Source organism: Ancylobacter lacus (assembly GCF_018390635.1).
GTDB lineage: Bacteria > Pseudomonadota > Alphaproteobacteria > Rhizobiales > Xanthobacteraceae > Ancylobacter > Ancylobacter lacus.
This window is the reverse complement of record NZ_JAHBGE010000011.1, coordinates 24474-42312: the sequence shown is the minus strand read 5'-3', so window position 1 is coordinate 42312 and position 17839 is coordinate 24474. Positions and strand designations below refer to the sequence as shown.

Annotated in this window: 19 protein-coding genes; all 19 read right to left on the bottom strand. The window is 67.2% G+C overall.

Going from position 1 to position 17839, the window contains the following annotated elements; genetic code table 11:
* Positions 1-10: 10 nt before the first annotated feature.
* On the bottom strand, positions 11-481 hold the full coding sequence (locus KHC27_RS03345) for a chemotaxis protein CheW (protein WP_213335019.1): 471 nt from the start codon (positions 479-481) through the stop codon (positions 11-13).
* On the bottom strand, positions 478-3168 hold the full coding sequence (locus KHC27_RS03340) for a hybrid sensor histidine kinase/response regulator (protein ID WP_213335017.1): 2691 nt from the start codon (positions 3166-3168) through the stop codon (positions 478-480). Before KHC27_RS03340 ends, KHC27_RS03345 begins: the two co-directional genes overlap by 4 nt.
* Before the next feature lie 61 nt (positions 3169-3229).
* A complete protein-coding gene (locus tag KHC27_RS03335) occupies positions 3230-4903 on the bottom strand; it encodes a methyl-accepting chemotaxis protein (protein WP_213335015.1) in 1674 nt (557 codons plus the stop codon).
* Positions 4904-4923: 20 nt separating this feature from the next.
* Positions 4924-5487: a hypothetical protein gene (locus KHC27_RS03330; RefSeq protein ID WP_213335013.1), complete on the bottom strand. Its 564-nt coding sequence runs from the start codon at positions 5485-5487 to the stop codon at positions 4924-4926.
* Positions 5484-5915, bottom strand: coding sequence for a hypothetical protein (locus KHC27_RS03325; RefSeq protein ID WP_246518795.1), 432 nt, complete (start codon positions 5913-5915; stop codon positions 5484-5486). The genes KHC27_RS03330 and KHC27_RS03325 overlap by 4 nt, the downstream gene beginning before the upstream one ends.
* Positions 5915-6394 (bottom strand): rod-binding protein, encoded by a 480-nt coding sequence (locus tag KHC27_RS03320; RefSeq protein WP_213335011.1) that lies wholly within the window; start codon positions 6392-6394, stop codon positions 5915-5917. The genes KHC27_RS03325 and KHC27_RS03320 overlap by 1 nt, the downstream gene beginning before the upstream one ends.
* Positions 6395-6433: 39 nt before the next feature.
* Positions 6434-6832, bottom strand: coding sequence for a hypothetical protein (locus tag KHC27_RS03315; protein WP_213335009.1), 399 nt, complete (start codon positions 6830-6832; stop codon positions 6434-6436).
* A 2-nt stretch (positions 6833-6834) separates the two neighbouring features.
* Positions 6835-7590 (bottom strand): flagellar biosynthetic protein FliR, encoded by a 756-nt coding sequence (locus KHC27_RS03310; RefSeq protein WP_213335006.1) that lies wholly within the window; start codon positions 7588-7590, stop codon positions 6835-6837.
* Entirely contained in the window at positions 7587-9686 is a 2100-nt protein-coding gene (flhA, locus tag KHC27_RS03305; RefSeq protein WP_213335004.1) for a flagellar biosynthesis protein FlhA, read from the bottom strand. The genes KHC27_RS03310 and flhA overlap by 4 nt, the downstream gene beginning before the upstream one ends.
* 4 nt (positions 9687-9690) lie before the next feature.
* Positions 9691-9957: a flagellar biosynthesis protein FliQ gene (gene fliQ / locus KHC27_RS03300; RefSeq protein ID WP_213335001.1), complete on the bottom strand. Its 267-nt coding sequence runs from the start codon at positions 9955-9957 to the stop codon at positions 9691-9693.
* Positions 9957-10376, bottom strand: a complete 420-nt coding sequence (flgD, locus tag KHC27_RS03295; protein WP_213334999.1) for a flagellar hook assembly protein FlgD — start codon at positions 10374-10376, stop codon at positions 9957-9959. The genes fliQ and flgD overlap by 1 nt, the downstream gene beginning before the upstream one ends.
* An 11-nt stretch (positions 10377-10387) precedes the next feature.
* Positions 10388-10783 carry a flagellar biosynthesis repressor FlbT gene (gene flbT, locus KHC27_RS03290; protein WP_213334997.1) on the bottom strand — a complete coding sequence of 132 codons (396 nt, stop codon included), beginning with the start codon at positions 10781-10783 and terminating at the stop codon, positions 10388-10390.
* Positions 10784-10790: 7 nt separating this feature from the next.
* Positions 10791-11138, bottom strand: coding sequence for a flagellar biosynthesis regulator FlaF (gene flaF, locus KHC27_RS03285; protein ID WP_213334995.1), 348 nt, complete (start codon positions 11136-11138; stop codon positions 10791-10793).
* Between the two features lie 18 nt (positions 11139-11156).
* On the bottom strand, positions 11157-12206 hold the full coding sequence (locus tag KHC27_RS03280; RefSeq protein WP_213334993.1) for a flagellar hook-associated family protein: 1050 nt from the start codon (positions 12204-12206) through the stop codon (positions 11157-11159).
* A 1-nt stretch (position 12207) separates the two neighbouring features.
* Positions 12208-13662, bottom strand: a complete 1455-nt coding sequence (gene flgK, locus KHC27_RS03275) for a flagellar hook-associated protein FlgK (RefSeq protein WP_213334991.1) — start codon at positions 13660-13662, stop codon at positions 12208-12210.
* A 7-nt stretch (positions 13663-13669) separates the two neighbouring features.
* Positions 13670-14926, bottom strand: a complete 1257-nt coding sequence (locus KHC27_RS03270) for a flagellar hook protein FlgE (RefSeq protein WP_213334989.1) — start codon at positions 14924-14926, stop codon at positions 13670-13672.
* Between the two features lie 83 nt (positions 14927-15009).
* Positions 15010-16335, bottom strand: coding sequence for a flagellar protein export ATPase FliI (gene fliI, locus KHC27_RS03265; protein WP_213334987.1), 1326 nt, complete (start codon positions 16333-16335; stop codon positions 15010-15012).
* A gap of 1 nt (position 16336) precedes the next feature.
* Positions 16337-17059 carry a flagellar basal-body rod protein FlgF gene (gene flgF / locus KHC27_RS03260; RefSeq protein ID WP_213334984.1) on the bottom strand — a complete coding sequence of 241 codons (723 nt, stop codon included), beginning with the start codon at positions 17057-17059 and terminating at the stop codon, positions 16337-16339.
* A gap of 4 nt (positions 17060-17063) precedes the next feature.
* The gene (locus KHC27_RS03255; RefSeq protein WP_213334981.1) at positions 17064-17831 is read right to left on the bottom strand and encodes a DUF1217 domain-containing protein; all 768 of its coding nucleotides are present in this window, start codon (positions 17829-17831) and stop codon (positions 17064-17066) included.
* Positions 17832-17839 lie beyond the last annotated feature (8 nt).

The window sequence follows — 17839 nt, the reverse complement described above, 5'->3', positions numbered from 1 at the left end:
TTCGTTTGCGTCAGGCGGCGTGAGCGACGCCGATGCGGGCGAGCGTGCGCTCGACGTCGAGCACCAGCATCAGTTCGCCGGAGAGGCGGTGGACCCCGTCGACGAAGCCCATCCATTCGTCGTCGAGGTTAGTCGGGTTGACCTCGAGCGTGCTGTCGTCGAGCAGCAGCACGTCGCCGACATCGTCGATGAGAAGGGCGAAGGCCTCGCCGGCGCGTTCGATGCCGACCGCCATCGGGGCGGCGATGCTGTCGCGCAGCCCCAGCAGGCGACGCATGTCGATCATGGTCACGATGCGGCCACGCAGGTTCAGCACCCCGTCGATCTCGAACGACGCGAGCGGCACGCGGGTGATGTTGTCGGGGGCGAAAACCTCGTTCACGGACGAGATCGGAAGGCCGAAGAGCTGGCCTCCGATGCGTACCGTCACGTATTGGCGCGCGTCGTGGCGGTCCAGAGAAGAGATGTGGGTCTGGCTCATGCGGCCTTCTCCTCGGAGTGATGGGCGAATTCGCGCAGCGCGGCGATGAGGCCGGGGCGATCGAACTTCGCGACGTAGTCGGTGAAGCCGGCCTGGCGGCCGCGCTCGATGGAGTCGGCGCTCTGCGCGGTCGCCACCGCGATGATCGGCAGGTTCTCCATGTGCAGCTCGTCGCGCACATGCTGGGCGAAGCGGAAGCCATCCATGCCGTGCATGTCGACTTCGCTCACCACCGCGTCGAAGCGGTCGTCACCGGAAAGCCGCTGCAGCGCCTCGTCCGCCGACGCGCAGGTGGTGACGAGGTAGCCATTGCCCTTCAGCACCGGCTCCAGCATCGCCCGGTAGAACGCGTTGTCGTCCACCAGAAGCAGGCGCGCGGGCGGGCCGGCATTGCGGCGGGTCATCGGAATGTCGAACCAGTCGCCGAAGGCATGTTCGAGGTAGTAGGCGACGTCCAGCACCTCGGTGGCGATGTCGTTGATGATCGCGCCACCCATGATCTCCGGCGCGCCGGAGGAGAGCTGGAGATCGAGCGTGGTCTCGACGATGTCGACGATCTCGTCGACGACGAGGCCCATGGTCCGCGCGCCCTCGGAGAAGATGAGGAGCGGCTGCCGGCCGGAGGTGCGACGCTCCACTTCCGCATTGGCGTAGACGATCGGGATGAGGGTGCCGCGGTACTGCACCACGGACCGTCCGCTGACCTCCTCGATCTGCCCGGTGTCGAGTTCCTCGAGCCGGGTGACGAGGGAGAGCGGCACCGCCTTGATGCCCTGGGCGCCGGCGCGGCACAGCAGCAGCGAGAGGCTGGCGGATTGCTGCCGGTCGTCGGTGGCGCGTGCGGCCTCGGAAGCTTCGCCCGTCTTCTCGGCGCGCGACGCCGCGATCTGGGCAAGGCCGTTGGGGTCGATGATCATGATCACCCGTCCGTCGCCGAGAATGGTGCTGCCGGAGACCAGCGAGGCACCGCGCAGAACCGTCGACAGCGGCTTCACCACGATTTCCTCGGTGTGCGACACGCTGTCGAGCACGACGCCGAAACGCTGGCTGCCGACCTGCATCACCGCGATCAGCTCACCTTCCGGCCGTTCGCCATAATGGCAGGAGAGGCCGAGCACGGCGCCGAGATCGATGATCGGCAGCAGCCGATCCCGCAGCCGCAGCACATGCGCGTGCTTGATGAAGCACATGGCATGCTCGGAGCCGGAGCGGACCCGCACCAGTTCCACGACGGAGGTCTGCGGCAGGGCGAAGCGCTCGCCGGTCGATTCCACGATGAGCGCCGGCACGATGGCGAGCGTGAGCGGAATCTTGATTGTGAAGGTGGAGCCCTGGCCGCGCTTCGAACGGACGTCGACCGTGCCGCCGATCGCCTCGATATTGCAGCGCACGACATCCATGCCGACGCCGCGACCGGAGACGCTCGTCACCGCCGCCGCCGTCGAAAGTCCGGCGTGGAAGATGAAGCGGTAGATCTGGGTGTCGCTCATCCGGGCGGCATCGGCCTCAGTGCACAGGCCGTTCTCGATCGCCTTCGCCTTGATGCGGTCGACATCGAGGCCGCGACCGTCGTCGGAGATTTCGAGGATGACGTGGCCGCCCTCGTGATAGGCGGACAGGCGGATCGTGCCTTTCTCCGGCTTGCCGGCGGCCCGGCGTGCGGCAGGTGTCTCCAGCCCGTGATCCGCCGAGTTGCGGACCATGTGCGTGAGCGGATCCTTGATCTGGTCGAGGACCTGGCGGTCCAGCTCGGTTTCGGCGCCGTGCTGTTCAAGCTCGATGTGCTTGCCGAGTTCCTGGGCGAGGTCGCGCACGATGCGGGGCAGCTTCTGCCAGGCATTGCCGATGGGCTGCATGCGCGTGCGCATGACCACTTCCTGCAGTTCGCCCGTCACATTGGACAGGCGCTGCAGGGGCCCCTTGTAGTCCTGGTCCTCGTTGCGCCGGCTGATCTCCATCAGCTGGTTGCGGGTGAGCACCAGCTCCGAGACCATCGTCATCAGGTGCTCCAGCACCCCGACATTGACGCGGATCGTCTGAGAGGAAACCGAGGATTCGTGGTTGACGGCCGGGGTCTTGGCATCGTTGGCGCCCTGCGCCGGGGAGAGCGGTGCCGCCACGCCGCCGGCAGCCGAAAGCGGGCCGGTTTCGGCTTTGGTCTCGCGGAAGACCCGCTCCAGTTCCTCAAGCGATACCTCGCCGGGCAGGATCGGGCGCTCCGGCGCCGGCGCCGCGACAGCATTGACCCGCGGCGCGGGTGCGGGCGCGGGCGCGGCCGGCCGCGGGGCCGGCGCCGAAGGCCGTGGTGCGGCACCCGAGGCCTGCGCCTCAAGCTCGGCGATCAGATCGCTGTCATCCCCGGCGGGTTCGACGCCGTCATTGCGCTCGATCTCGGCCAGAACCAGCTTGATCCGGTCGATCGACCGCATCACCAGGCCGACCGCCTCGGTGGTCACCGGCATGCCCTCGCGGAACCGGTCCATCAGGGTTTCGGCGGCGTGGGCGATGCCGGCAAGACGGGGCAGCCCGATGAAGCCGCACGTGCCCTTGATGGTGTGCACGAGACGGAAGATGTTGTTCAGGATTTCGCTGTTGTTGGGATCGAGCTCGAACTTGACCAGCTCGACATCGGCCATGTCGAGGCTCTCATTGGTTTCGGTCAGGAACTCGCGAAGCAAATCGTCCATGGCGGGTCTCGCGTGCGACGGGAAGCGATGGGGAAACCGGCAGCGGGGCCGGCGAGAGGCGTCAGGCGGCCCTGACGCGTTCCACGAAGGTGTCGACCTGGCGGCGCAGCCGGTTGGCCTGCGCGGACAGCTCGGCCGCCGAGCGAACGATTTCGCTGGAGACCCGGCCGGTGTCGGCCGCGGCCGTGCTGACCGAGGAGATGCTGGCCGAGACTTCCTGGGTGCCCTGCGCCGCCTGATGGACGTTCTGGGCGATTTCCCCTGTCGCGGCGCCCTGCTCGTCGATCGAGGTGGCGATGGCGCCGGAGATCTCGTCGATCCGGCGGATCGTGCCGGAGATGCCCTCGATCGCCTGCACCACATTGTTGGTGGCGCCCTGCACCGCGGCAATGTGCGAGGAGATCTCGTCGGTCGCCTTGGAGGTCTGTTCCGCCAGGGTCTTCACCTCCTGCGCCACCACCGCGAAGCCGCGGCCCGCTTCGCCGGCGCGTGCCGCCTCGATGGTGGCGTTGAGCGCGAGCAGGTTGGTCTGCGAGGCGATGTCGGTGATGAGGTTCACCACCTGGCCGATGCGCTGGGCGCTGGCGGCAAGGCCCCGGACCACCTCGGCGGTGCTGCTGGCCTGATCGGTGGCTTCGCCGGCGATCTTCGCGGCGGAGGACACCTGCTGCCCGATTTCGCGAACCGAGGCGGCGAGTTCTTCCGCGGCGGAGGCGGCGATCTGGACGTTGCTGGTCGCCTGTTCGGCCGCTGCCGCGACCACGGTGGACTGGCGGCTGGTTTCGTCGGCGGACGAGCTCATCGAGGAGGCGGAGTGCTCGAGCTGGGTCACCGCGGCGGCGACGGACTGCACCACGCCCGAGACTTCGCTATCGAAACGCTCGGCCAGCTCACGCATCGCGGCGCGCTTTTCCATTTCCAGGCGTCCCGCCTGGGCCTCCTGATCGGCGCGGAGCCGGGCGGCTTCCTTGAGGGTGACCAGCAGCTCGCCGGTGGTGCGCCAGAGGTCGCCCACCTCGTCGGTGCCGGGATGGTCTTCGACCGCGACGTCGAGATTGCCGGACGCGACGGTCTTGAGGGTCTGGGACACCCGCATGATCGGCCGGCTGAGGGTCCTGATGCCGATGAGCAGGGCGATGCCGATCGCCAGGAGAAGGCCGGCGACGCTCGCGCCGATGATCATGGTGATGGCCAACTGGCCGAAGTCTTCGACCTGCTGACGCAACGGGTCGAGCGCCGCGCGGACATGCTCGACATGCGCGTTCAGCGAGCTCTGAAGGGCCTTGCGGTTTGACCGGTTGGCGTCGTTGTTACCCTGGGCGTTGGCGGCCTGCGGGCCTTCGGTCTGCGCCAGCCGCACGGTTTCCGTACGGAACTCCAGGAACTTCGTCACGTCCTTGGCAACGTCCTTGAAGGCGAACCGATCCTTGTCGTCCGCAAGCTCGCCGGCCTGGCCGAACACGCTCCTCAGATCGTCGAGGCTGCGCTGCATGCCGGCGGCGAACGGTTTCGCGGCGGCGGCGTCGGAGGACATGTAGATGCCGCGGGCGTCCATCACTACCGCGCTGACGAGGCCATTCATGCGCTCGGCCAGGAAGGCGCGCTGGGCGCTGACGTCGAGTTCCTCGTTCAACTGGCTCTGGCGCTTCAGCGTGTAGATCGACAGCCCGCTCACGGTAGCGGTTGCGACACCGAGCACGGCCACGATGGCGTAGATTTTACCGATGATCTTCATGTTCGGGTATCCAGTCTGGATCAATGCGAGCTGTTTTCGGGTTTGGCGCCATGGTCGGTCGTGGAAGGCGCGGACCCGGATCCACTTGACGCCGTCTTGCTTGTTTCAGGCTTGCTGCTGCGCGATTTCTGCGCCAGAGAGCGTATCTCTGTCTTGTCGATGTAGTTGATGGCGTCGACGAGAACATCCTGAACGACAGGGCCTTTCAGCCTCTCATTCGTACGGGATTTGATCTTCTCCATGATCTCGTTGAGATTGTATTTGGCGAGCTGGCCGAATTCGATCCGGGCGTGCATGTAGATTTCGTCGAACGCTTCGTTGATCAGGAAAATCTGCGGCTCGATCGGGAGCCTGTGCAGAAGTTCTGCGTCGGCGGTCATGACGAGGCGGGCAACGACATAGCCCTTGACGTCGCCGTCGATGATCATGGGTACGTTGATCGGGTCGAGCCGCCGGTATTCGAGCCCCTGGAGGTACTTCTCCTCCGTCTTGAGCGGGGTGCCGGCTGCCCAGCGGGCGCCGCCATAGCTCGACATCAGCGTCACGGCGCAGACCCACAGTCCGATCACGAGGATCTTGATCATCGGGCGGCGGGTCCGCTGGCGTGCGGCGCGGACGAATAGGTCCCGTCCGAATCGGCATAGCGGATGGCGCTGCCGAGAATGCCGGCCACTTCCTGGGCGGCGGCGAGATGGATGCCGAGCAGCTCCTGGTTGCGCAGCAGCTTGGCGCGCAGCCGGGCCAGCCGTTCCAGCAGCCGGCCATCCATCGCCTGCGGCAGCGCCCGCGTGGCGCGGCTCAGTTCGAGCAGGCTGCGGCTCTTGCGGCGGCTGATCTCGGTGAAGTCCAGCGCGGCGCGACGCTCAAGGCCCGAGGTCTCTTCGTCGATGGCTTCCTCGAGCCGATCGAGCAGCCCGTGCAGCATGGACGTTGCCACCGCCGGACTGCCGACCGGGGCCATGCGCTCGAAGCCGAGCTCGAAGGATGCAAGCTGGGGAACGGGGGTGACCATCAGGCGGCTCCGCTGGTGTTGGTACGCGCCGAACCAAGCCGTTCGGCAAGGCCGATGCCGCCGGCCTGCGCGACCTCGTTGGCGATCCGCTCCGCGAGCATGGATCGCCAGACCTGACCTGCCGTACCGGCGCCGAACAGGGTTGCATTCGACTTGGGCAGCATCGACTCGACGAAATTCGAGAGAACCATGGCCTCGAAGCGTCGATGCGCCTCGCCCGCGCGGCCGCTGCCGCTCGACGCGGAGAGCGCGGTCGCGTTGCTGAGCGCGCCGGCCGTCACGCCGCTGAGGGGGCTGCCGCCGGCCAGAGCCGCCGGCGGGTTCGGCTCCGTCTGCCCGAGCGCGTCGGCGAACTGAAGTGTATCGGCATTCCCCGGCCCGCCCATCTGCTTCAGGCGCAGGGCAATCGCCTGTGCCTTGTTCGGGTCCGCGGCCTTCACGACGTCCAGGATGAGGTCGGAGGGAGGTTTGATGCTCATGGGGCTCGACCGTTGAGTGGTTGGTGCCACTCTCGCCGGTCAAGCTGGCGGGAGGCTTGCTCCCCCTGCGGCAGCGAGGGCCTCGAGGATGTCGTCGAGGTTCTTCTTTTCCATGTCGGCCCGGACGGCGAGGTCCGCCCTGGCCGTCAGCCGTTCCGCACGCTTGAGCCGCAGCGCATCGCGCTGGACGATGGCGGCTTCGGCCGCCCTCTCGGTCTCCAGGCGCTGGATGTCGGCGTCGATGCGGCGCAGCCTGTTGGCGGCATAGGTCACCAGAACGGGGCCGAGCCGGTCGTCGGCGAGCGTCGCCAGCACGGCGGCGCGGTCGCGCTCCGTTTCGGCCTTTCGCCGTTCGAGGGCCGCCAGCCGGTGTTCCGCGAGCTGGTGGATGCGGGCGTGCAGTTCCTCGATCCGGCGGGCCTTCCGCAGTCTTTTCATGGTCAGATCGCCTGGAGCCAGGCGGTGAATGCCGCCATGAACTGGACGAGAATGTCGTCGATCGTGGAATGCAGCAGCAGCAACCCGCCCGCGGTGATGAAGGGCATCGCGATGAAGTAGACCGGGATCTGCGGTACCAGCTTGTTGGTGATGCCAACCGCAAAATTGAAGATGATCGAGTAGATCAGGAACGGTCCGGAAAGCCGGAGCGCGACGGTGAAGGTCAGGCTGAGCTGGTCGACCAGCATGGAAAGGGATCGCACCGGCGCCAGTCCCGCACCGGCGGGAATGCCGTCGTAGGATTCGATCAGCGCCCGCAGCATCGCCCAGTGCTGGCCGGTCGCGAACAGCAGGACGGCGCCGGTGAGGGTGAACAGCGTCGTTACCTCCGGCAGCATCGCGTCTTCCTCGATGCCCATGCCGGCAGGTGTCGCAAGGCCGATGGACTGGGCCACCGCCGTTCCCATGGTCTGCAGCGCGAGGAGGAAGAGCCGCGCGAACAGGCCGATCATCCCCCCGACCAACAGCTCCGCGAAGATGGCACCGATCAGTCCGGGCAGGCCGCCATCGGCCACGCTCAGCCCCACGCGGGGGCCGAGCAGCGGCAGCAGCCCAAGCGAAATGCCAAGGGAAAGGAACAGCCGCACATGCATCGGGATTCGGCCGCTCGAGATGGCGGGCATCAGCATGAGGCAGGCGCCGATGCGGCAGAAGATGAGGAAGGCCTCGATGAAGAAGGCGTCCGCGAGCGCGGTCACGAGATCGTTCCGAGCGAATGAATCTCGACCCCGCGGGCGATCTCGACGTGGGACAGCACCGGCAGCGAGGGGAACATGCGCTCGACGATCATCCGCACATAGGGCCGGGCGTCGGGCGAGGTGACCAGGGCGAAGTTTCCGCCGGTCTTCATCCGCTCGCGGATGGCGCCGGAGGCTTCGGTGCCGAACTGCTCCACGAGCCGCGGGTCGATGTCGAACTCGACCACCTCGCCCTTGGCATCGCGCTTCAGGCTTTCGTGGAAGGTGATGTCCCATTTGCCGCCGAGCCGCAGCACGTTCAGCGTGCCGCCATTGGAGAGGTCGCCGCAGATCTGCTGCGCCATGCGCATGCGGACATGCTCCACCACCTGTTCGGAACGCCGGGCGTGCGGCACGATCTCGGCGACCGCTTCCAGGATGAGATGAAGGTTGCGGATCGAGACGCGCTCCGCCAGCAGCAGCTTGAGGACGGCCTGAAGGCCGGAGAAGGAGATCTGTGCCGGGCAGATGTCCTCGATCAGCCGCTTGTATTCGGGATCCAGCCGATCAAGCAGCGCGCGCATGTCCTTGTAGGACAGCAGCTGCGCCAGGTTGTTCGAGATGACCTCGCTGAGATGGGTGAGCATCACCGAGAGGGAGTCCACGGCGGTGAAGCCTTCGCGCTTGACTTCGCCGGCATAGGCTTCGGACACCCACATGCTGCGCATGCCGAAGGCCGGCTCGCGCACCTCGTCGCCGGGCACGTCCGGCTTCGGCCCGTCGCCGATCACGACCATCAGTTCGCCGATCCGCATCTCGTGGGAGGTGACCACGGTGCCGTGCATCTTGATCTGGTAGCTTTTGCTCGGCACGGTGAGGCTCTCGCTGACCTTCACCTCCGGCACCACGAAGCCGTAACGCTCGGCGAATTTGCGCCGCATCTTGCCGATGCGGTGAGCCAGCTCCGGCGGGTTGCGCAGCACGGCCGTGGCGAGCTGCTTGCCAACGGCGATCTCGATCTCGTGGGTGCGCAGCGACTCCTTCACCGAGTCCTTCGCCTCCGCGGCGATCTGCTGCTGCTGCACCTGCTCGCGGGCGCGCTCCTCCTGCTGCTTGCGGGCGAGCTGGCGGGGAATGGTGTAGCCGACGAAGGTCATCAGCCCGCCCAGGATCGCGAACGGCAGGAAGGGCAGGCCGGGAACCAGCGCCAGCGCGCACAGCAGGGCGGAGGCGACGTAGAGGGCGCGGGGATAGGCGCCGAGCTGGCCCAGCACGGCCTTTTCCGCCGAACCGCGGGTGCCGCCCTTCGAGACGAGCAGGCCCGCCGCCAGCGACACGATGAGGGCGGGGATCTGCGAGACGAGACCGTCGCCGACCGAGAGCCGGGTGAAGACGTCCGCCGCCTCTCTCAGCGGCAGGCCGTGGCGGGTGACGCCGATGATGATGCCGCCGAAGATGTTGACCGCGATGATGATGAGGCTGGCCATCGCCTCGCCGCGGACGAACTTGGAGGCGCCGTCCATCGAGCCGAAGAACGCGCTTTCCTCCTCCAGCTCGGCGCGGCGGCGCTGGGCCTCCTTGTCGTCGATCAGCCCGGCATTGAGGTCGGCGTCGATCGCCATCTGCTTGCCGGGGATGGCGTCGAGGGTGAAGCGCGCGCCCACTTCCGCGATGCGGGTGGCGCCCTTGGTGATGACGAGGAAGTTGACGGTGATCAGGATCGCGAAGACGACGATGCCGATGACGAAGTCACCGCTCATCACCAGCTGCGAAAAGCCATGGATGATGTGGCCGGCGGCCGTCACCCCGTCGCCGCCATGGGCGAGGATGAGGCGGGTGGTGCCGATGCCGAGCGCGAGGCGCAGCAGCGTGGCGATCAGCAGCACGGTGGGAAATGAGGAGAAGTCCAGCGGCTTCTGGATCCACAGCGCCACCATCAGGATCAGAACCGAGAGCGCGATCGACAGGGCAAGCCCGATGTCGATCATCGCCGGCGGGATGGGCAGGAACAGGATGGCCAGGATCGCGACGATGCCGCCGGCAAAGGCGACGTCGCGGCGCGAGTTGCGTTCGGCAGGAGCGCCGGCAGGCGCGTTTAGCAGTCCGATCTCGCTCATCTGGTCAGAAGCCCGTGCTGATGCGGCCGTACACCTCCTCGGTGAAGGCGAGGATCTGCTGGCCGATGAAGGTGCCGGTCAGGGCCGTGACGACGAGCACGGCGATGATCTTCGGGATGAAGGTGAGGGTCACCTCCTGGATTTGCGTCAGCGCCTGCAGGAGCGCGATGGCGATTCCGACCAGCATGGCCACCCCGACGGCGGGTCCCGCGGCGATGATGATCGTCCAGATCGCCGACTGGACGAGGTCGAGGGCGTCGGCCTCGTTCATCAGGAGAGCCGCACGCCCGCGCCGAGCGTGACTTCCCGTCCATCGGTGAGGGTCGCCACCGGCGCCTCCGAGGTGATGCGGACCGAGGCGACCCGGCCGGAGATCGTTCCGTCGGCGCTCGTCACGTTGCGGCCGATGGCGTTGTCGGCGGTCTGCAGCGCCGACGAGGTCAGCAGGGAATCGAGCTTCGAATTGGTCGAGACGCTCTGCTCCACCTGCGAGAAGGAGGCGAGCTGGCTCATATAGGCGGTGGAATCCATCGGCTTGGTCGGATCCTGGTTCTTCATCTGGGCGATGAGGAGACGCAGGAAGGCGGTGTAGTCGAGGCTGGCGGCCTTCACGTCGGCCTTCGTGTCGGCCTTGGTCGCCGAGGTCGACGTGGGGCCCGAGGTGCTCGTCAGGGGGGAAACGCTCGTCATGGGGCTGCCTTTCAGGCCGCTTTGGGCGTGCCGCCCAGGATGGTGGCCTCGACCAGGAACAGGCGGCGGATCGTGCGCAGGGCGTCGAACAGGCGCCCGGCGTCGACGAAGCTGCCGACCTGAGCCAGCGCGACCACGATGGATTCGCTCTGGAAGCTGACCATGAGACCGGCGAGCTGCTCGCGGAACAGCTTGCGGGCCGCGGCTTCCTTGCGTGGCTCGATCAGCATCGTCTGCACGATGAAGTAGAGCTGGCGCATCGGCGTGGTGGTGTCCTCCACCTGCAGCACGTGGCTTTCCAGCAGGAACGCCACGTCATTCATCAATTCGATGGTCACCTTGCGGTCGACCCGTATGACGGCGCCGTTGAGGAAGATTCGCTCGCCGGGTTTCAGCGTGATCTGCATGGTGGGATTACCTCAGCCCGTCGCGGATGGTGCGGTTGACGTCGATCAGCCCGGAAAAGTTGGTCGACCTTTCCTGTACGATCTGGTCGGCCTCCTTGATGATCCAGAGGCCGATCGAGATGAGGTTCGCGCGCAGGCTGTCGGCCAGCTCGTTGTGCGGGTCCGAGAGATCGCGGATCAGGAACCCCCACAGCTTCTGGAGGTAAAGCACCGCCTGCGCGGCCTCGACGGAGGAGGGGCCGCTCTTCTCGGCGCGGGTCAGCAGCTCGATGGCGTGATCGAGGGCGAGACGTTCCTCCTCGCGCCCTTCGGCGCCAGAGTCGCCCAGGATGTCGGCATAGGAAAACCTGTACATGACGCCTCAATCCTTCGGTTAGACGTAGTTGAGGATGGACATTTTGAGTATTCGAGACGTCAGGGAGTAAGACATCTCGATCTGGGTCGAGAGGGTGTCGAAGCGGGTCTTCGCTTCGGCGGTGTCGACGGATTCGAGGGCCGACAGCCGGCGCTGCACCACGTCCTGCGCCCGTTGCATCATCTCGTTGGAGGCGTCGATCCGGTTCTGCGCCGCCCCGAGGCGGGCGCCGACCGCGGTGAGTTCGCTGAGCGACGTCCCCACCAGCGAGCGGGAACGGTCGATCACGGTCTGCAGCGCCGGAGCACTCAGGGCTTGCGTGCCCAGCGTCGCCACCATGGTGTATGCCATCGCCAGCTTGCGCATGGCTGGCTCATTGGCGTTGGCCGAAACCTCCACGCGCTCGCTGAGCCCGATGGTCGCGGTGCGGTTCTCGCTGGATCCGTTGGACCAGGTCGCCGACCAGCCTGCCTCGTCGAAGAAGCCGGCAAGGTCCTTGTCGATGAAGTCCGCCATGCCGGCGGCGGTGATATCCTTGACCTTCGGGTCGGTCTGCGGCGAGGCGGGATCGAGACCGAAGCGCTTGGCGAAGGCGGCCGAGATCGCGGCGCCGGGTCCTTCGGCCAGCGCGGCGACGGGCTTTTCGCCGCTGTTGAGCCCGCCGAAGAGGTAGCGCCGGCCATCCGTGACGTTGAGCGTGTCGGTGAGGTCGTTGAGGATGCCGCTCGCCTGCTGCTGCAGCACCGCGCCGGAGCCCCCGGTTCCGGTGACCGCCAGTAGCTGCTGCAGGAAGGAATCCGCGCCGGAGCGGATATCCGCCAGGGCGGTCTGGGTCCGGTCGATCTGCGCGGTCGCCGAGGCGTTGCCGTCCTTCAGCGAGCTGAGCGCCGCCTGCTCCAGCCGGAGCTGCACGCTTTCCGCCGTGCTGACGCCGAGCTGCTTGCCGACATCGGCGTAGCGGCCGGTGGTGATCTCGGTGCTGGTGTCGGACAGTTCGGCCTGAAGCCGCGGCAGCGCCGAACGCGGGGCGTTGGAAAGGCTCTGTGTGGAAATGAAGGTGGTGCGCATGTCACCTCACCGACTGCATGAGAGTGTCGAACAGGCCGCTGATCACGGCGATCAGCTTCGAGGAGGCCTGGTAGCTGCGCTCCAGCTCGAGCTGCCGGGCGTATTCGTCGTCCATGTTGATGCCGGTCGCGTTGGACAGCGCGTTCGAGGCGTGGGCCAGCAGGGCCTTGTTGCTGTCGACGCTGGCCGAGATGTTCTGCCGGACCCCGGACAACCAGCCGATCGAGGCCGAGCTGAAGTCCTTCAGGCTCTGCTTCGGGTCGAGCTGGCTCGCGACATCGAAGCCGCGGACGGCGTCGAGCGTGTCGTGCAGGCTGTTGAGCGTGGTCGCATAGCCGGCATTGCCCGATGTGTTGGCCACATAGGCCGCGCCGTTGATGCCGCCGTCGCGCAGCACGGAGGTCGACCCGCCGCGACTGGGGTCGACGGCGGCGGCGACGGCGATGCGGCTGGCAAGCCCTGTCGCCACGGCGGGCAGGCTGGTGCTGCCGGCGGTGAACAGGCCCGGCCGCGGCGGACCGCCAGCCCCGGTGCGGTCCTTCTCGGCGAAGGCGTCGATCAGGCCGCGGGCGGTCTCGTCGAGCTGGGTCTGGAACGTCACGGTGACGTCGTCGCGCAGCGTCGCCAGTCCGACCAGGCGGCCCGAGCTGAGCGGCATGGCCGCTTCGGCCCCGGTCACCTCGACGCCGTCGACGGTCACCGCATTCCCGACCGTGCCCGGCTGGTAGATGGGCGTCTCCCGGAAGGCGACGGTCCGTGGCCGGGTTTCGAACAGCGTGACGCCGCTGTCGGTATAGATGACCATGTCGTTATTGCCGCGGGTGTGGGTGGTGACACCCATCTCCTCCGCGATCTTCGACAGGATGCCGTCGCGGCGGTCGAGCGCGTCCGTCACGTCGGCGCCGAGCGAGGTGCCCCGCACCACGGCGGTATTCTCCGCCTCGAACTGGCCGAGCAGATCGTTCACCCGGGCCACGGAGCGGGCCATGGCGGTGTCCGCTTCGGTCCGCACCGTCTGCACCGAGGCGCTGGCGCTGTTGAGCGTGGTGGCGAGATCGCGTGCGGTGACGACAAGGGCGCTGCCGAGCGCCGGCTCGTCCGGCGCGTTCGCGTATTTCACCAGCGCGTCGTCGAGCTTGCCGATCCGCGCACCGACCGAGGTTTCGCTGGTGGGATCACCGACCACCGCCTGAAGCCGGTCGAGACCTTCCAGCACGGCCTGCTGATCGGCCGTGCTGGAGGTCGCGCCGATCATGCGGGAATAGAGTTCGGTGTCGACGGCCCGCGAGATCGAGACGACATAGGCGCCGCCAGTAGCGCTCGTGGTGGTGACGGCGATCTTGCGCGAGCTGCCGGCATCGCTGGCACCTGCGATGTTCCGGGACGTCGTCTCGATCTGCGTCGAGGTCGCGAAGATCGAGGAACGCGCGGTGTTGAGGGCGAGCGACAGGCTCATGATGACATCACCGCTTGAGGCTCAGGAGGGTGTCGAGAAGCTCCGTCCCGGTCTGGAACACCTTGGAGTTGGCGGTGTAGTCCCGCTGCGCGACGATCATCTCGGTCAGCTCCGTGGCGACATCGACGGTCGAGGCCTCGGTGGCGCCGGAGACGATGGACCCAAGCCCGCCCGTGTCGGCGGTGCCGATCTGGATCGCGCCGGAGCCGTCCGTCACCTCGAACACGTTGCCCGCCCGCGGATTGAGATTGTCCGGGCAGGTGACGAAGGCCAGCGGCACCTTGTAGAGCGCGTTCGACATGCCGTTCTGGTCGATGGCGTTGACCGTGCCGTCCTTGTCGATGCGGATGCTGGCGACGGCGCTGGGCGCCTTGCCGTCCACCGTGGCGGAGAGCGGCGTGTAGGAGGTCGCGAGCTGGCTCATTCCCGTGAGGTCGAGGGTCAGCGGCTGGCCATTCGGCACGGCGAGGCTGAGACTCGGGACCGAGGTCAGGGCGCCCCTCTCGTCGAAGTTCAGCGCCGTCGTCGCCAGCGGGCCGGACGAATAGGGGAAGGTGCCGGTGGCCGGCGCGGCGGCCCGGTCGAACACCGACATCTGCCAGCTGATCGGGCTGGCGCTGGTCTTCGTGAGGTAGATGTCCAGCGTGACCTTGTTGCCGACATTGTCGAAGGCAACCAGCGAGGACTTCTGGGAATAGGAGCTGCCGGCAACGTTGTTGGCCGGGGTCGATCCCGCCACCACGTCCGCCGCGGCGGGCAGGTTGGCGGCGAAGGCGCCCTTGGTCGAGGGCGTGGCGGCCAGACGCGTGGCGGAGATGTTCACCGGCTCCAGCGCGCCGGCGCCGTTGAGCACCATATCCGGGGCGCCGTTGCTGATGTCGTAGCCCATCAGCGTGAAGCCGGCGGTATTGACGAGGTTGCCGGTGGAGGCGTCCACCTTGAAGGCGCCGGCGCGGGTGAGATACGAGGTGCCGGCGGTGTCGGACACCAGGAAGAAGCCGTTGCCCTGCACCGCGAGATCGGTGTTGGACGTCGAGTAGTTCATGGCTCCCTGCTGGGAGATCGCGTAGCGCATACGCGTTTCCACCGAACCCGACTGGTACTCGCCGATCGGACCCTGCTCCAGCAGGCTCGAGAACTCGGTGGAGGCCCGCTTGTACCCGGCCGTGTTGGAGTTGGCGATGTTGTCGGCGACGGTGCCGAGCTTGCTGGACTGTGCCGTCATGCCGGAAACGCCGGTGCGCAGCGTGCCGTAAAGGCTCATGGAAGACTCCTGCGGCGGTGATGCTCCGGCCATCGGAGCCGGTGCCAATTGACGATGAAAGGCTTGTGCGAAACTGGCGTGGGTCAGCCGCGTATGGCCTGGGCCAGTTCGGCGAAGGCATCGCGGCTCGGGGGCGCGTCGGCGAGCTGACGAAGGGCGTCGTAGATCTTCGGCACCACCGCCACGGCCTGGTCGAGTTCGTGGTCGCTGCCGGGGGTGTAGCCACCCAGCAGGCGCAGGTCCCGGGTGTCCTCGAACCGCGAGATCAGGCTCCGCAGCTTGCGGATGAGTTCGCGCTGGTCGTGGCTCCACACCAGATCGGCGAGACGGGAGACCGATCCGAGGATGTTGACGGCGGGAAAGCGGCCCTGGTCGGCGATCGCGCGGTCGAGCACGATGTGGCCGTCCAGCGTGCCGCGGATGGCGTCGGCCACGGGATCGTTGTGGTCGTCGCCGTCGACCAGCACCGAGAACACCGCCGAGATCGAGCCGGTGCCTTCAAGGCCCGGGCCGGCCCGCTCCAGCAGGCGGGGCAGGGCGCTGAACACGCTGGGTGCGTAGCCGCGCGCCACCGCCGGCTCGCCGGCGGCGAGCGCGACGTCGCGGGCGGCATGGGCGTAGCGGGTGACGCTGTCGACGATCAGCAGCACGGATTCGCCGCGATCGCGGAAGTACTCGGCCACGGCGAGGCCGGCCTGCGGCGCCAGACGGCGCACCATCGCGCTCTCGTCCGAGGTCGCCACCACGACCACGGCACGGTGCCGGTTCGGCGCCAGCGGGCCTTCGAGGAACTCGCGGACCTCACGGCCGCGCTCGCCGACCAGGGCAACGACGACCGTGTCGAAGCCCTCGCAGCGGGCCAGCATCGAGAGCAGGGTTGACTTGCCCACGCCCGAGCCGGCGAAGATGCCGAGACGCTGGCCCTGGCACATGGGGGTGAACAGGTCGATCACCCGCACGCCGGTGCGCAGCGGCTTCTCGATCCGGGCGCGGCTCATGGCATCCGGCGGCTCGCCGTCGAGCGGCATGCGCCACTCGCCCAGCGGAAGGCTGCCCTTGCCATCGAGCGGCAGGCCCAGCGCGCTGATGACCCGGCCTTTCCAGCTTGAATGCGGGCGGAAGGCCAGCGCGCCGGCGCGCCACGCCTCCGCGCCGATGCCGATGGCGGTGCGCTCGTCGAAGGGCTTCACGGTCGCGCCGCCGGTGTCGAGGCGCACCACCTCGCCGATCACCGCGCGGTCGGCGAGCTGGAGCGAAACCCGCTCGCCGAGCCTGAGGTGTTGGGAGAGGCCGTTGACCCTGAGATAGGTCGGCGTGACCTCGCACACCGAGCCGCCGACCCGGACCAGCGGCACTTCCTCGAGCCCGGCGAGCACCTCGTCGTGCAGCTTCAGCAAGGCATTGGTCATGTCACGCGGGTCCCAGCGAGCGGATGGCCTCGGACGTGCTGTCCTCGTTCAGCTGCACGGCGGAGGCCGCCATCTCGAAGGCGCGCTGCACCATGATCAGCCGGCTCATTTCCTGGATCGGCTCCACATTCGAGCCTTCGACGTAGCCCTGGCGCACGCCCACCGCGCTGAAGTCCTGCACCGCCTGGGCGGGCTTGTCGGGGATGACCGTCGAGGCGCCGTTCCGGGTCAGCTTCGCGCTGGCCGGAATCTGGTACAGCCCGATCGAACCGACGATGTTGCCGCCCTGGGTGATGGCGCCATCGGCACCGATCGTCGGGGCGCCGCCGGCGGGGTCCAGCATCAGCATGGTTCCGCCGGCATCGAGCATCGGGAAGTTGTCGACGGTCTTCAGCTCGCCCGTGGCCGACATCTGGAGGCGGCCGTCACGCGTATAGGCGCGTCCGGCCGGCGTCTGCACGGCGAACCAGGCGTCGCCCTGCGGCGCGACGTCGAGCGGGTTGCCGGTGTAGGTCACCTGTCCCGCCCGGGTCGAGGTGTAGCTCTCATTGGCACTGCTGTAGGCGACCTCGGCCTTGCCGGCCTTCGAGAGCAGCGCCGAGAACTTGATCTCCTCCGCGCGATATCCCGGCGTGTTCATGTTGGCGACATTGCTGGCGATGGTGTTCAAGCGCCGTTCCATCGCCATCTGCGCGGAAAGGGCGACATAGAGTCCTGACGACACGACATCAGCCTCCGTACTTGAGTGAAATCAGCGTCATTCCGATATCCAGCCGGGTGTTGTTGCGGGCGAACAGGGAGGTGACGCTGCTGTCGGCGATGCCGTTCGCGGCGTCCCATTTCGCGGTGAAGCGGCTGATGAGGCGATCGAGTTTGACCGGATCCTTGAGGTCGGCCACGTTCAGCCGGGCCTTCACGGCGCTGGCCTGCTTGGCGATGTCGGCATTGGCCATGGCATCGGGAAAATCGTAGAGCGTCTTCACGACCTTCCACAGCGCCGCGTCGCCGAGCAGCCCGTAGGCGGATTTCACGTTCGGGGCCTCGCGCTTGAAATAGAGCGCGAGCCGCAGCCCCTGGTTCTCGGCTCCCAGGTCGGTCTCGAGGGACTGGCGGACATATTTGTCCACGACCGGCGTGACGGCTTCGGTCCGGCTCGTCGTCAGGGCGCCGTACTGCTTGAAATCGAACGCCTTGGCGAAGGCGACGAAACGGTCGTCGTTCAGGCGGTTGGCGAAGGAGGACGAATCCGTGACGCCGCCCTGCAGCACCTTGCGCATATAGCCCTTGGCGAAGGCCATGTCCTCCAGCCCGAAGGCCTTCATCGCGTAGGTGAAGACGCGCGTGTTCTTCAGGAAGTCATCGATGCTTTTGATCTGCCCGATGTTGGCCTTGTAGAACTTGGTTTCGAGCGCCACGCTGGGTTCGGCGCTCTTGAGCTTCAACGTGCGCGCGAGATCGCGTGACAGCGACTGGTAGCTCGCAAATGTCGTGTCCATTTGGCGGT

What these genes read in the sequence shown, in the direction of transcription:
- KHC27_RS03320 (WP_213335011.1), bottom strand. Translation starts at nt 6,394, where the DNA reads ATGAGCATCAAACCTCCCTCCGACCTCATCCTGGACGTCGTGAAGGCC.
- fliQ (WP_213335001.1), bottom strand. Translation starts at nt 9,957, where the DNA reads ATGAACGAGGCCGACGCCCTCGACCTCGTCCAGTCGGCGATCTGGACG.
- flhA (WP_213335004.1), bottom strand. Translation starts at nt 9,686, where the DNA reads ATGAGCGAGATCGGACTGCTAAACGCGCCTGCCGGCGCTCCTGCCGAA.
- flgK (WP_213334991.1), bottom strand. Translation starts at nt 13,662, where the DNA reads ATGAGCCTGTCGCTCGCCCTCAACACCGCGCGTTCCTCGATCTTCGCG.
- KHC27_RS03270 (WP_213334989.1), bottom strand. Translation starts at nt 14,926, where the DNA reads ATGAGCCTTTACGGCACGCTGCGCACCGGCGTTTCCGGCATGACGGCA.
- fliI (WP_213334987.1), bottom strand. Translation starts at nt 16,335, where the DNA reads ATGACCAATGCCTTGCTGAAGCTGCACGACGAGGTGCTCGCCGGGCTC.
- KHC27_RS03315 (WP_213335009.1), bottom strand. Translation starts at nt 6,832, where the DNA reads ATGAAAAGACTGCGGAAGGCCCGCCGGATCGAGGAACTGCACGCCCGC.
- KHC27_RS03345 (WP_213335019.1), bottom strand. Translation starts at nt 481, where the DNA reads ATGAGCCAGACCCACATCTCTTCTCTGGACCGCCACGACGCGCGCCAA.
- KHC27_RS03255 (WP_213334981.1), bottom strand. Translation starts at nt 17,831, where the DNA reads ATGGACACGACATTTGCGAGCTACCAGTCGCTGTCACGCGATCTCGCG.
- KHC27_RS03340 (WP_213335017.1), bottom strand. Translation starts at nt 3,168, where the DNA reads ATGGACGATTTGCTTCGCGAGTTCCTGACCGAAACCAATGAGAGCCTC.
- flaF (WP_213334995.1), bottom strand. Translation starts at nt 11,138, where the DNA reads ATGTACAGGTTTTCCTATGCCGACATCCTGGGCGACTCTGGCGCCGAA.
- flbT (WP_213334997.1), bottom strand. Translation starts at nt 10,783, where the DNA reads ATGCAGATCACGCTGAAACCCGGCGAGCGAATCTTCCTCAACGGCGCC.
- KHC27_RS03330 (WP_213335013.1), bottom strand. Translation starts at nt 5,487, where the DNA reads ATGATCAAGATCCTCGTGATCGGACTGTGGGTCTGCGCCGTGACGCTG.
- flgD (WP_213334999.1), bottom strand. Translation starts at nt 10,376, where the DNA reads ATGACGAGCGTTTCCCCCCTGACGAGCACCTCGGGCCCCACGTCGACC.
- KHC27_RS03280 (WP_213334993.1), bottom strand. Translation starts at nt 12,206, where the DNA reads ATGCGCACCACCTTCATTTCCACACAGAGCCTTTCCAACGCCCCGCGT.
- KHC27_RS03325 (WP_246518795.1), bottom strand. Translation starts at nt 5,915, where the DNA reads ATGGTCACCCCCGTTCCCCAGCTTGCATCCTTCGAGCTCGGCTTCGAG.
- KHC27_RS03335 (WP_213335015.1), bottom strand. Translation starts at nt 4,903, where the DNA reads ATGAAGATCATCGGTAAAATCTACGCCATCGTGGCCGTGCTCGGTGTC.